Source organism: Nocardia sp. NPDC059229 (assembly GCF_042754165.1).
GTDB lineage: Bacteria > Actinomycetota > Actinomycetes > Mycobacteriales > Mycobacteriaceae > Nocardia.
In genome coordinates this window covers 1-15,035 of the sequence record NZ_JBHZAK010000050.1, presented here as the reverse complement: position 1 = coordinate 15,035, position 15,035 = coordinate 1, and the positions used below count along the sequence as shown (strand labels likewise).

The following is a 15,035-nucleotide window of genomic DNA, read 5'->3' as shown; positions in this document are numbered from 1 at the left end:
ACCACCGACTGAGCGATGGCATCGATGGCGGTGAGCGCGGACTCGATCTCGCCGAGCTCGATGCGCAGACCACGCAGCTTGACCTGGAAGTCGGTGCGGCCCAGGTACTCCAGCTCCCCGCGACCGGTCCACTTCACCAGGTCGCCGGTGCGGTACATGCGCTCGCCGTCGTGGAACGGGTCCGCGACGAAGCGATCGGCGGTCAGCTCCGGGCGGGCGACGTAGCCGCGCGCCAGCTGGACGCCCGACAGGTACAGCTCACCCGCGACACCCGGGGCGACCGGGTGCAGACGCGAATCCAGCACGTACACACGGGTGTTGAACACCGGGGCACCGATCGGCACCGACAGCGCGTCGGCGTCGTCCACCTCGTGGTAGGTGACGTCGACCGCAGCCTCAGTCGGGCCGTACAGGTTGTGCAGCCGCGCACCGGTGAGCTCGCGCAGCTTCTGCGCGGTCGGCGCGGGCAGCGCCTCACCGGAGGCGAAGACCTGCTGCAGCGAAACACATTCGGCGGCCTTCTCCTCCGCCACGAACACCGACATCATCGACGGCACGAAGTGCGCGGTGGTGACACCGGTCTCGATGATCAGGTCGGCCAGGTAGCCCGGATCGCGGTGGCCGTCCGGCTTGGCGATGACCAGGGTCGCGCCGATCTGCAGGGGCCAGAAGAACTCCCACACCGACACGTCGAAGGTAGCCGGAGTCTTCTGGAGAACGACATCATCGCAGTAGAGGCTGTACTCGGTCTGCATCCAGACCAGGCGGTTGACGATGGCCCTGTGGCTAACGGCCACGCCCTTCGGGCGTCCCGTGGAGCCCGACGTGAAGATCACGTAGGCGGTACTGTCGCCACGCAGCGGGGCGATGCGGTCGGCGTCGGCGATCGGAGCGTCCGAGTAGCCCGACAGGTCCAGCTCATCGATACGCAAGACCTCCGTCATTCCGGCGTGCTTTTGGCCGGAATCCAGCGCCTCGTCGTGTGGATCCCGTCCAACCAGCGCACCGGGATGACGGGGTGCGGTCAGTTCGAAAGCGTCGCGCGAGGTGGTCAACACGCACACCGGCTGTGCGGTGTCGAGCACGTACTGGTTGCGCTCGGCCGGGTGGTCGGGATCCAGCGGCACGTACGCGCCACCGGCGACCGTGACGGCGTACATGCCGACCAGCAGCTCGACCGAGCGGCGCATGCCCAGGGCCACATACGAATCCGGTCCGACACCCTCGGCGATGAGATAGCGGGCCAGCTTGTGCACCCGGGAGGCGAACTCGGCGTAGGTCAGGCGCTGCCCCTCGAACACCAGCGCGGTGAGGTCCGGGGTCTGCTTCAGCTGGTTGGCGAACATCGACGCGAGGGTGACCTCGGCATCGATCTTCTTGCCGCCCAACGCGACCCGCTTCACGTCGTACTCGGTGGCGTTCCAGCCCCGCAGCACCTGACGGCGCTCGGCCGCGTCCAGCAGCTCGATATCGCCCACCAGCGCGGTCGGCTCGGCGACCACCGCCGCGAGGAAGCGCACCAGGCGATCCGCGAACGACGACACCGTCGATGCGTCGAACATGTCGGTGGTGTAGGCGAATTCGGCGGCTAAACCGTCGACGCGACCATCCGCGCCCACACGTTCACTCAGGTTGAGGTGCAGGTCGAACTTGGCGGTGACCACGTCCAGCGGCACACCGGCCACTTCCAGACCGGGCAGCGCGAAGCTGGCCTCACCGGTGTTCTGGAACGACAGCATGACCTGGAACAGCGGGTGCCGCGCCTGCGAGCGGGCCGGGTTGAGGATCTCCACCAGGCGCTCGAAGGGCAGGTCGGCATGGCCGAAGGCGGCCAGGTCGGTGTCCTTGGTGCGGGCCAGCAGCTCGGTGAACTTCTCCCCCGAGTCGACGGCCGTGCGCAGGACCAGGGTGTTGACGAACATGCCGATGGCGTCGTCGAGTTCCTGCTCGCCGCGACCGGCGACCGGGGTGCCGATGGCGATGTCATCACCATTGGACAGCCGCGCCAGGAGGCCGGCGAAGGCTGCGTGGAACACCATGAACACCGACGCGCCGTGTTTACGCGCCAGGTCGTTGAGCTTGGTGAACAGTTCGGCGTCGATCGAGAACTCGTGCACCCCGCCGGCGTTGGAGGCCACGGCCGGGCGCGGGCGGTCGGTAGGGAGGTCGATCTGGTCGGGCAGTCCGGCCAGCGATTCGCTCCAGTAAGCGACTTGCTGCGCGATCAGCGAGCCGGCGTCGTCCTCGTCGCCGAGGGTTTCGCGCTGCCACAGCGCGAAGTCGGCGTACTGCACCGGCAGCGGAGCCCACTGCGGCGCTTCACCATTGGCGCGCGCGGCGTAGGCGAGCATGACGTCGCGGGCCAGCGGGCGCACCGACCAGCCGTCACCGGAAATGTGGTGAACCACGAACACCAGCACGTGGGTGGGCACTTCGGCCATGCTCGGATCAGCGGAGCCATCCGAGACGACCCGGAACAGGCCCGCGCGCACCGGAACCGAGGCGGTCACGTCGAATCCTGTGAGCACCAGTTCGGCGACGCGGTCGCGTAGCTCGGCCTCGGTCACCTCGACCGGGGCGAGCCCGGTGCTGCCGCCGTGGGTTCCGGCATTGGCGGTCGCGTCCAGGCGGACCTGATCAGCGGGCAGGATCACCTGCACGCCACGGCCTTCCGCGTTCTCCGGGTAGACGGTGCGCAGCACCTCGTGGCGCTCGAGCACATCGCCGACCGCGGCCAGCAACGCGTCCACATCCAGCTCACCGGTCAGACGGACGGCGAGGGGGATGTTGTTGACGGCCGAGGCGGTGTCGAAGCGGTTGAGGAACCACATGCGCTGCTGAGCCAGCGACAGCGGGATCTCCTCGGGCCGCTCCCCCGCCACCAGAGCGCGGCGCGCCCCGGTGCCCGCCTGCGCCTGGGCGCGAGCGGCCAGTCCGGCCACGGTGGGGGCGTCGAACAGGGCGCGGACCGGGATCCGGGTGTCGAGAGCCTGGCCGACGCGCGCTACCACCTGGGTGGCGATGAGCGAGTTGCCGCCGAGTTCGAAGAAGTCGTCATCGAGGCCGACCCGCCCGACACCGAGAACGTCGGAGAAGATGCCCGCCACGATCTCCTCGATCGGGGTGGACGGGGCCCGGAACACCTTGGCCTCGAACACCGGCGCGGGCAGCGCCTTGCGATCCAGCTTGCCCGAGGCATTGAGCGGGAAGGCGTCCAGCACCACGAACGCGGTCGGGACCATATAGGACGGCAGCAGGCCGCCCAGGCGCGTGCGCAGTACCTCGGTGTCGAGGAAGTCCGCGCCGAGGGCGACCGGTTCCGAGGTCGGCGCCGACGCCGGAACCACGTACGCGACCAGCACGTCGCCGGTGCGATCGTCCGAGCGCAGCACCACGACGGCTTGGGCAACCGACTCGTGGGCGGTCAGCGCCGTCTCGATCTCGCCGAGCTCGATGCGCAGACCGCGCAGCTTCACCTGGAAGTCGGTGCGGCCCAGGTACTCCAGCTCGCCGTTGGCCGTCCAGACGACGAGGTCGCCGGTGCGGTACATGCGCTTACCGCCGGCGAACGGGTTGGCCACGAAACGATCGGCCGTCAGGTCAGGGCGCGCCACGTACCCGGTGGCGAGCTGATCGCCCGCCAGGTACAGCTCACCCGCGACACCCACCGGAACCGGACGCAGACGCGAATCCAGCACGTACACCTGGGTATTGAAGACGGGTGCGCCGATCGGCACCGATAGCGTGTCGGCGTCGTCGACCTCGTGGTAAGTGACGTCGACGGCAGCCTCGGTAGGGCCGTAGAGGTTGTGCAGGCGGGCACCGGTGAGCTCGCGCAGCTTCTGCGCCGTGGTCACTGGAAGCGCTTCGCCGGAAGCGAAGACTCGCTGCAATGAGATCGATGTGGCCTTGACCGGATCCGATTCCAGCATGGCCACGAACACCGACATCATCGACGGCACGAAGTGCGCGGTGGTGACACCGGTCTCGATGATCAACTCGGCCAGATAGGCCGGATCACGGTGACCGTCCGGCTTGGCGATGACCAGCGACGCACCGATCTGCAAGGGCCAGAAGAACTCCCACACCGACACATCGAAGGTAGCCGGAGTCTTCTGCAGGACCACATCGTCATCGAACAGGCCGTACTCGGTCTGCATCCACACCAGGCGGTTGACGATGGCGCTGTGGCTGACCGCCACACCCTTCGGGCGGCCGGTCGAGCCCGACGTGAAGATCACGTACGCGGTGTTGTCGCCGCGCAGCGGGGCGACACGATCCGCGTCGGTGACCGGGGCATCGGAGTAGGCCGACAGGTCCAGCTCGTCGATCAGCAGTGTGCGCGTGGTGGTTTCGAACCCGTCACGCGAGGTGCTGAGCACGCACACCGGCTGGGCCGTGTCGAGTACATACCGGTTGCGCTCGGCCGGGTGGTCGGGATCCAGCGGCACGTACGCGCCACCGGCGACCGTGACCGCATAGATGCCGACCAGCAGCTCGACCGAACGGCGCATACCCAGCGCCACATACGAATCCGGGCCGACACCCTCGGCGATGAGGTGACGCGCCAGGCGGTTGGCGCGTGCGGCGAACTCGCCGTAGGTGAGGTTCTCGCCCTCGAACACCAGGGCGGTGAGCGAGGGGGTCTGCTTGGCCTGGTTGGCGAACATCGAGGCGAGGGACACCTCGGCGGCGATCTTCTTGCCGCCCAGCGCGACGCGCTTCACGTCGTACTCGGTGGCGTTCCAGGTGCGCAGCACCTGGCGGCGCTCGGCCGCGTCCAGCAGCTCGATATCGCCGACCAGCGCGGTCGGCTCGGCGACCACGGCCGACAGCAGGCGCACCAGGCGCTCACCGAAGCCCGCGACGGTGCGCACGTCGAACATGTCGGTGGCGTAGGCGAATTCGGCGGCCATGCCGTCGCCGTCGGCCCGTTCGGTCAGGTTGAGGTGCAGGTCGAACTTGGCGGTGACCACGTCCAGCGGCACGCCCGCCACTTCCAGGTTCGGCAGCGCGAAGCTCGCGGAGCCGGTGTTCTGGAACGACAGCATGACCTGGAACAGCGGGTGCCGGGCCTGCGAGCGGGCCGGGTTGAGGATCTCCACCAGACGCTCGAAGGGCAGATCAGCGTGGCCGAACGCCTGAATGTCGCTGGCGCGCACCGTGTCCAGCAGGTCGGTGAAGCCCTGGCCGCCGTCGACCTGGGTACGCAGGACCAGGGTGTTGACGAACATGCCGATGGCGTCGTCGATCTCCCGCTCGCCGCGGCCGGCGACCGGGGTGCCGATGGCGATGTCCTGCTCGCCCGACAGGCGCGAGAGCAGCACGACCAGCGCCGCGTGCACGACCATGAACAGGGTCGCCCCGTGCTCGCGGGCCAGGCCGTTGAGCCCGGTCAGCAGCTCGGCGTCGATCGAGAACTCGTGCACACCACCGGCGTAGGACGCGACGGCCGGGCGCGGGCGATCCGAGGGCAGATCGATCTGGTCGGGCAGCCCGGCCAGCTCAGTGTTCCAGTAGGAGACCTGCTGGGAGATCAGCGAGTCGGCGTCGTCCTCGTCGCCGAGGGTCTCGCGCTGCCACAGCGCGAAGTCGGCGTACTGCACCGGCAGCGGAGCCCACTGCGGCACGTCGCCATTGGCGCGCGCGGCGTAGGCGACCATGACATCACGCGAAAGCGGACGCACCGACCAGCCGTCACCGGAGATGTGGTGCATCACGAAAACCAGGACGTGCGTGGGCTCTCCGGCATCCGTGACCCGGAACAGTCCGGCACGCACCGGCGGTGCCACGGTCACGTCGAAGCCGGTCAAGACCAGCTCGGCGACGCGCTCGCGCAGCCCGGCCTCGGTGACATCGATGACGGTCGCGTCCAGCTGGACCTGGTCGGCGGGCAGGATGACCTGCACGCCACGGCCTTCCGTATTCTCCGGGTAGACGGTGCGCAGCACCTCGTGGCGCTCGAGCACATCGCCGACCGCGGCCAGCAGGGCGTCCACGTCCAGCTCACCGGTCAGACGGACGGCGAGGGGGATGTTGTTGACGGCCGAGGCGGTGTCGAAGCGGTTGAGGAACCACATGCGCTGCTGAGCCAGCGACAGCGGGATCTCCTCGGGCCGCTCCCCCGCCACCAGGGCGGGACGACGACCGGTGCGGGCCTCGGACTCCAGGCGCGCGGCCAGTCCGGCCACGGTGGGGGCGTCGAACAGCGCGCGGACCGGGATGCGGGTGTCCAGGGCCGCGCCCAGGCGCGCCACCACCTGCGTGGCGACGAGCGAATTGCCACCCAGAGCGAAGAATTCGTCGTCCAGGCCGACCGGCCGCGCGAGGCCGAGGGTCTCGGTGAAGACCCCGGCGACCAGCTGCTCGGCGTGCGACTTCGGTGCCCGGAACTCACGCGCTTCGAAGGTCGGCGCGGGCAGCTGCTTGCGGTCCAGCTTGCCGGAGGTGTTGAGCGGGAAGGCATCCAGCACCGCGAAGGCGGCCGGGACCATGTACGAGGGCAGACGGTCAGCCAGGTGCGCCCGCAGCTCCTCCAGGTCCACCGAGCCTGCCGCAGGCACCACGTAGGCGGCGAGCATGTCACCGGTGTGCTCGGCGGTGTGCAGCACCACCACCGACTGGCTCACCGAATCGTGCCCGGTGAGCGCTGCCTCGATCTCGCCCAGCTCAATGCGCTGACCGCGGAACTTCACCTGGAAATCGGTGCGACCCAGGTATACCAGCTCGGCATCGTCGCCGCTCACGTCCCAGCGCACCAGGTCACCGGTGCGGTACATGCGGTCACCCGCCGCACCGAACGGGTTGGTCACGAAGCGATCCGCGGTCAGGTCCGGGCGGGCAACGTAGCCGCGTGCCAGCTGGACACCGGCGAGGTAGAGCTCACCGGCCACGCCCGGCGGTGTCGGGTGCAGGCGCGAGTCCAGCACGTACACCAGGCTGTTGGTCTCGGGCCGACCGATCGGCATGATGATGCGCTCGACCTCGCCGGTGACATCCCGGTGGGTGATCGAGACCGCGGCCTCGGTGGGGCCGTACAGGTTGTGCAGCTCGGCATCGCTGACCGCACCGAAGGCGCGCACGGTCTCAGCGGGCAACGCCTCACCGATCACATACACCTGCCGCAGGGTGCGCAGCGCGGTGCGCAGGTGGTCCGGATCCGGCTGGGCGGCGAAGACACTCAGCATCGACGGCACGAAATCGGTGATGGTGACGCCGTGACGTTCGATGAGATCGGTCAGGTATGCGGGATCGCGGTGGCCGTCCGGTGTGGCGAGCAGCAGCGTCGCGCCCACCCGCAGCGGCATGAAGTAGCCCCACAGCGAGACGTCGAAGGTGCTCGGCGTCTTCTGCAAGTAGACGTCCGCCGCGGTCAAGCGGTACTCCGCCTGCATCCAGTCCAGCTGGTTGACGATCGCGGCGTGCGAGACGCTGACACCCTTGGGCTTACCGGTGGAACCGGAGGTGAATATGACATATGCCGGGTGCTGCGGATGCAGCGGGGCGCGGCGTTCCGCGGCGGCCACCGGCAGCTCGGAGTGCGCCGACAGGTCGGCAGTATCGACCTCCAGCACGGTGTGCGTGTCATTGTCGAAACGGGAGCGCGAGGTGGTCAGCACGCATACCGGGTTGGCGGTGTCGAGTACGTGGGCGATGCGTTCGGCGGGCTGGTCGGGGTCGACCGGCACGTATGCGCCACCGGCCGTGACCACCGCGTAGGCGGCGATCACGAAGTCGATGGAGCGTCGAATGTGCAGGACGACCAGCGATTCCGGTCCCACGCCCGCCTTGATGAGGTGGCGGGCCAGGCGGTTCACCCCGGCGGCGAACTCGCCGTAGCTCAGTTCTGTCCCCTCGGAGCTGACCGCGGTCGCCTCCGGCGTCCGCGCGGCCTGTGCTTCGAACAGTGCGACCAGGGACTCCCCGGTGTCGCCGGCGACCGCGCGCAGGGCGGGGGCCCTGCCGGAGGTGTCGTTCCAGTCGGTCAGCACCAGGTTGCGTTCGGCGGTGTCGAGCAGGTCGATATCGCCGACGGCCAGTTCGGGCCGGGCCGCGACCGCCGCCAGCAGGCGGGCGAAGCGCTCGCCGAAGGCGGTCATGGTGGCGGCGTCGAAAAGATCGGTGGCGTAGATCAATTCGGCGGTGATGCCGGCCGGGCTCGCCGTGTGGCCGTTGTCAGTGGCGGCGTCCCACTGCTCGGTCAGCACCAACTGCAGGTCGAACTTGGCGGTGTCGATCGTCAGGTCGACCGCGCTGACGGTCAGACCCGGCAGTTCCAGTTCGGTGATGCCGGTGTTCTGGAACGACAACATGACCTGGAACAACGGGTGCCGCGCCTGCGAACGGGCCGGGTTGAGGATCTCCACCAGGCGCTCGAAGGGCAGGTCGGCGTGGCCGAAGGCCGCGATGTCGGTGCCGCGCACCGCGTCCAGCAGCTCGCCGAAGCCGCGGCCGCCGTCGACCTCGGTGCGCAGCACCAGGGTGTTGACGAACATGCCGATCAGGTCGTCCAGCGCCCGCTCGCCGCGACCGGCGACCGGGGTGCCGATGGCGATGTCCTGCTCACCCGACAGGCGCGAGAGCAGCACGGCCATTGCCGAGTGCATGACCATGAACAGCGTCGCGCCGCGGGTGCGGGCGAGTTCGGCCAGCTTGGCGTGGGTGTCGGCGTCGATGGTGAACATGTGCGTGGCACCGCGACCCGAGGCGACGGCCGGACGCGGCCGGTCGGTGGGCAGTTCCAGCTGGTCGGGCAGCCCGGCCAGGGTGTCGCGCCAGTACGAGATCTGCTGGGAGATCACCGATTCGGTGTCGCGTTCGTCGCCGAGGACTTCGCGCTGCCACAGCGCGTAGTCGGCGTACTGGACCTCCAGCGGACGCCAGCCCGGTTCGCCGCCCTCGACGCGCGCGCCGTAGGCGGTCATGACATCGCGGGTGAGCGGGCCCATGGAGAAGCCGTCGGCCGAGATGTGGTGCACCACCAGCGCGAGCACGTGCTCGGTGGGGCTGATCTCGAACAGTCGAGCCCGGAACGGAACATCGGTGGTGACGTCGAAGCCGGTCAGCACCAGCTCCGAAAGCGCCTGCGGCAGCCCCGCTTCGGTGACCTCGACCGGGGTCAGGTCCGGAATCACCTGACCGGTCGGCACGATCTCCTGGAACGCCTGCGCTCCACCTCTCTGCGCTTCATTGACCTCCGGGAAACGGGTGCGCAGCGACTCGTGCCGCGCCAGCACATCGGCCACCGCGATTTGCAGGGCCTGGCGGTCCACCAGACCCGACAGGCGCACCGCCGCCGGGATATTGTCCACGGCCGATTCGGGATCGAACCGGTTGAGGAACCACATGCGCTGCTGAGCCAGCGACAACGGCAACCGCTCCGGACGCTGCTGCGCGACCAATGCTCGGCGACTGCCGGAACCGGAGTGCCGTTCCACCCGCGCTGCCAGATCTATGACGGTGGACGCCTCGAAGATCTCGCGCACACCGATCTGCGCTTCCAGCGCAGCCGCTACCCGCGCGGCGACCCGGGTGGCGGTGAGCGAGTTGCCGCCCAGGGCGAAGAAGTCGTCGTCCAAACCGACTCGCTCCAGGCCCAGGACCTCAGCGAAGATCTGCGCGATGATTTCCTCGGTCGGGGTCGAGGGTGCGCGGAAACGCTTGGCCTCGAACACCGGCGCGGGCAGCGCCTTGCGGTCCAGCTTGCCGGAGGCGTTGAGCGGGAACTCGTCGAGCACCATCAGGATCGACGGCACCATGTACGAAGCGAGGGTCTCGCCGAGCTGCGCGCGCACGGCCTCGACGTCGACACTGTGGCCCGCCGCGGCGATGACGTAGCCGACCAGCTGATCACCGGCGTGCGGGTCGTTGCGGACCACGACCACCGACTGCGCGATGGAATCCAGTGCGGTGAGCGCGGATTCGATCTCACCGAGCTCGATGCGCAGACCGCGCAGTTTCACCTGGAAGTCGGTGCGGCCCAGGTACTCGATCTCACCGTCGGCGTTCCAGCTGACCAGATCGCCGGTGCGGTACATGCGCTCGCCCTCGGCGAACGGGTTGGCCACGAAGCGATCCGAAGTGAGATCGGGACGCGCCACGTACCCGGTGGCGAGCTGATCGCCCGCCAGATACAGCTCACCCGCGACACCCACCGGAGCGGGCCGCAGACGCGAATCCAGCACGTACACCTCGGTGTTGAACACCGGGCGGCCGATCGGCACCGTATCGACGTCGGCGTCCACCACCTGGTGGAAGGTGACGTCGACCGCCGTCTCGGTCGGGCCGTACAGGTTGTGCAGCTCGGCCCCGGTCAACTCGCGCAGGTTGTGCGCGGGCTTGGGCGCGAGCGCCTCACCGGAGGCGAAGACCATACGCAGGCTGGTGCAGCGCGCGGCTGACTTCTCCCCAGATCTGTGGTCCGCCAGCGTGGCCACGAACACCGCCAGCATCGACGGCACGAAGTGGGTGACCGTCACGCCCTCGGCTGTGATGAGTTCGGCGAGGTAGGCCGGGTCTCGGTGGCCTTCGGGCTTGGCCACGACCAGTTTCGCGCCGATCTGCAAGGGCCAGAAGAACTCCCACACCGACACATCGAACGCCGTGGGCGTCTTCTGCAACACCACATCGTCGGCGGTCAGCCCGTACTCGGCCTGCATCCACAGCAGACGGTTCACGATGGCCGCGTGCGGCACTGCGACACCCTTGGGGCGACCGGTCGAACCGGAGGTGAAGATGACGTAGGCGGTATTCGAATCCCGCAGCGGCGCAACCCGGTCTGCGTCTGTCAGCGGCGTGCCGGAGTGGTTGCTCAGGTCCAGCAGATCGATGCGGACCTGCGCGGTGTCGATCGGCAGATCCTCGCCGGAGGTCAGCACGGTAACCGGGTCGGCGGTCTCGAGGATGTACTCGATGCGCTCGACCGGGTGATCCAGATCCAGCGGCACGTACGCGGCGCCGGCCACAGCGACGGCGTACATGCCGACGACCAGGTCGATGGAGCGCCGCATACCCAGCGCCACAAACGATTCCGCACCGACACCGCGCTCGATGAGCCAGCGCGACAGGCGGTGCACGCGTTCGGCGAACTCGGCGTAGGACAGACTCGTCCCCTCGAAGCTGACCGCGGTCGCGTCGGGAGTGCGTACGGCCTGCGCCTCGAATAGCGCGACCAGGGTGGTCGTGGCATCGCCGGACGTCGCGCGCAGCATGCCGGAACGGTCGCCGGTCGCGGGCGTGCTCCCGGCCACGTCGAACTCACCGGCGGACAGCGCCCGCCGCAGCTCGGTGGCGGAGGCGGCCGACAGGTCCGTCGAGGTGAGCTCCCGCAGTACAGGGGTCAGATCGAATCCGGTGTCGTTCCAGGTCGTCAGGACCAGCTCGCGTTCGGCGGTGTCGAGCAGTTCGATATCGCCGACGGCCGCAGCGGGTTCCGTGGTGATGGCGGTCAGCACGCGCACCAGGCGGTCGGCGATGCGGTGGACGGTGTCCTCGTCGAACAGGTCGCGCAGGTAGCCGGCGCGGATGCGCAGGCGGGTGTCGAGCTGGGCGATGAGGGTCAGCGGGTAGTGGGTGGCGTCCGCGGCGTCCAGACCGGTGACGGCCATGCCGTCGATATCGGCGGCCTGGGACCGGATGCCCTCCGCGTCGACGGGATAGGACTCGAAGACGACCAGGGTGTCGAACAGTCCGCCGATGCCCGCGGCCGTCTGGATGTCGGCCAGGCCCACGTAGTGGTGGTCGAGCAGGTCGGCCTGCTCGCCCTGGGTGCGGGTGAGCAGCGCGCTCGCCGACTCGGCCGGGTCGAAGGCGACCCGCACCGGCACGGTGTTGATGAACAGACCCACCATGGACTCGACACCCGACAGCTGCGCCGGGCGGCCGGACACCGTGGTGCCGAAGAGCACGTCCTCGCGGCCGGTGAGGCGGCCGAGCAGGATGCCCCAGGCGACCTGCAGCACGGTGTTCGGGGTGACGCCGAGGTCGGCGGCCAGCCCGGTCAGGCGCGCGGTCGCGGCCTCGTCCAGGTCGAAGAAGTACTCACCGGACAGCGCGGTGATCTCGTGGCTCGGATCCGGACGGGTCAGCAGCGTCGGCTCCGACACCCCGAGCAGCGACCTCTGCCAGGCCGCGAGCGAGGCCGAACGGTCCTGCTGAGCAACCCATTCCAGGAAGTAGCGGTAGGACCGCACCGGCGGCAGCACCGCGGTGTCGGAGTGCGTGGCGTAGAGCACCAACAGGTCCTGCATGAGCAGCGGCATGGACCAGCCGTCGAGCAGGATGTGGTGGTTGGCCACCACAAGCTGCCAGCGGTCGGCCGCGGTCCGCACCAAGGTGAAGCGGATGAGCGGCGGCTCGGTCAGATCGAAGCGCTCGACCCGATCAGCGGCAATAATGTCGGACGCGTCGCCAGTATTCGTGCGGTCGTGCACCGTGAACGCGGCGCGGACACCATCGAGGACAAGCTGCACCGGGGTGCCTGAGGCGTCAGAAACGTAGGCGGTGCGCAGGATTTCGTGGCGGTCGAGCAGCGCCTGCGCGGCCGAGCGCAGCCGGTCGGCGTCCACACGTCCCTCGAGGGTGAGCACCGCCTGCGCGGTGTACACGTCGACGGAGGTGGCGGTCAGCTGCGCGTGGAAGAGCAGACCGGCCTGCAGCGCGGACAGCGGCCAGACCCCGTCGAGCTCGCCGAAACGCCGCTCCCAGCCGTCGATATCGCGCTGGGTGACCTTGACCAGGCCGAAGTCCGAGGGGGTGTGACCCCCCGCGTCGACCGATTCGGCGTGCCGGGCAACGGCTTCCAGCGCGGCGATCCACAGCGCCGCGAACTCGGCGATCTCCTCGGCCGACAGCAGCGTGCTCGGGTAGCCGATGTTCGCGCTCAGCTTGTCACCGGCCACGATGGCATTGATGTCGATCGGGGCCATCGCGGGCATGTCGCCGTCGTAGGCGCCGGCCAGATCCGCCAGCTCGGGAGCCGGGATCCAGCCGAAGCCGCGCAGCGCCTCCGGCACATCGCCCTCGTTGACGCGGCCCAGGTAGTTGAAGCTGACCTGGCCCGGCAACTGCTTGGGCAGCTGAGCCGCGGTCTCGGAGTTCATGTACCGCAGCAGGCCGTAACCGATGCCCTTGTCCGGCACGGCCAGCAGCTGCTCCTTGACCGACTTGATCGCGATGCCCATGGCGGGTCCGCCGGTGAGGGCGGCGTCCACGTCGATGCCGGACAGGTCGAAACGCACCGGGAAGATGGCGGTGAACCAGCCGACCGTGCGCGACAAGTCGGCACCCGGCACGACCTCTTCCTCGCGGCCGTGGCCCTCCAGGCGGAGCAGGGCAGAATTCTCCCCCAGGCCCTTGGCGGCCCGGAACTTGGCCGCCGCCAACGCGAGTGCGGTCAGCAGACCGTCGTTCACACCGCCGTGGAACAGCGCGGGCACGGTGGTCAACAGTGCCTTGGTGACCTCGGCCGACACCTCGACGCGATGCTTGGCGACGGTCGCGGTGACATCGAGAGCCGGATCCATGGCGCGCTCGGACAGCAACGGATCCGGGCCCTCGACGACATCGCGCCAGAACGCGAGTTCGGCCACCCGCTCCTCGGTCGCCGCCTCACGCTCGAGGGCATGCGCCCAGGTACGCATGGACGTCGCGGGAGCGACCAACTCGGGAGTCTGTCCCGCCGACAGCTGACCCCACGCGGTCACGAAGTCCGGCACCAGGATTCGCCAGGTCACACCGTCGACCACCAGATGGTGAGCAGCGACCACCAGGCGACCCGCACGAGAGCTGTCGGACGGTTCCAGCCACACGAACCGGATGACCTGCCCCGCAGCCGGATCCAGCTTGTCGAGCGTGGCATCCAATGCGGCCGTCGCGATCTCGACCAACTGCGCGTCGGTGACGCTCGCGTCGAACTCGGTGCGATCGATCAGCGCATCCGCGTCGATGGTTCCGGGAGCGGCGGTTTCGACGATCCAGTCCGCGTCCGGCACCCGGCGCAGGCGCGCCCGCAGCATGTCGTGGCGGTCGATGACCGCACCGACGGTGGCGGCGATGCCCGCACGATCGATGCCGATCGGCAGCTCCAGCGCCATGGACTGGTTGAACCGGCCGAACTCGCCCGCCCGACCCGCCATGAACCGCACCACCGGGGTCAACGGCATGACACCCACGCCACCGCCCGGCAGCTCGGTCAGCTGCGGAGCCGAATCACCCTGTCCGTCCGCGGTTTCCGCGACGGCGGCCAGCCCGGAGACGGTGCGCTGTTCGAACACGTCACGCGGCGAGAACACCACGCCGCGCGCCTTGGCCCGCGACACCAGCTGGATGGAGACGATGGAGTCACCGCCGAGGGCGAAGAACGAGTCGTCGATACCGACCCGCTCCAGGCCCAGCACCTCGGCGAAGACCTCGGCGATGGTCTGCTCGAGGGTATTGCGAGCGGCCCGGAAGACCACCTCGGTCGCGAAGACCGGCTCGGGCAGGGCACTGCGATCCAGCTTGCCAGCCGAAGTCAATGGAACCTTGTCCAGCACCGCGATCGCGCTAGGCACCATATACCCCGGCAAGCGACCCGCAACCTGCGCGGTCAGCTCTGTGGCATCGATCGAATGGCCCGGCGTGGCAACCACGTACGACACCAGCAAGGTCGCGCCCGCGGCATTCTTGTGACCGACGGTGACCGCGAAGTCTACCGACTCGTGCGAGACCAGCGCCGCGTCGATCTCACCGAGCTCGATACGGAAACCACGCACCTTCACCTGGAAGTCGGTGCGGCCGATGTAGTCGATGATGCCCGGGTCGTTGTGGTTCCAGCGCACCAGGTCACCGGTGCGGTACAGGCGCGAGCCCGGCTCGCCGTACGGGTTGGCGACGAAACGCTCGGCGCTCAGGTCCGGGCGGCCGAAGTAGCCGCGCGCCACCTGGACACCACCCAGGTAGAGCTCACCCGGGACACCCGCGGGCACCGGGCGCAGGCCCTCGTCCAGCACATAGGTCTGCGCGTTCCACACCGGGCGGCCGATGGGCACCGAGGT

The 15,035-nt window shown here is 68.9% G+C and carries 1 protein-coding gene; it reads right to left on the bottom strand.

What is annotated here, in order from left to right:
* Positions 1 to 15,035 (bottom strand): non-ribosomal peptide synthase/polyketide synthase (locus ACFXHE_RS43485; RefSeq protein ID WP_379391546.1); only part of this gene is annotated, 15,035 nt, incomplete at both ends.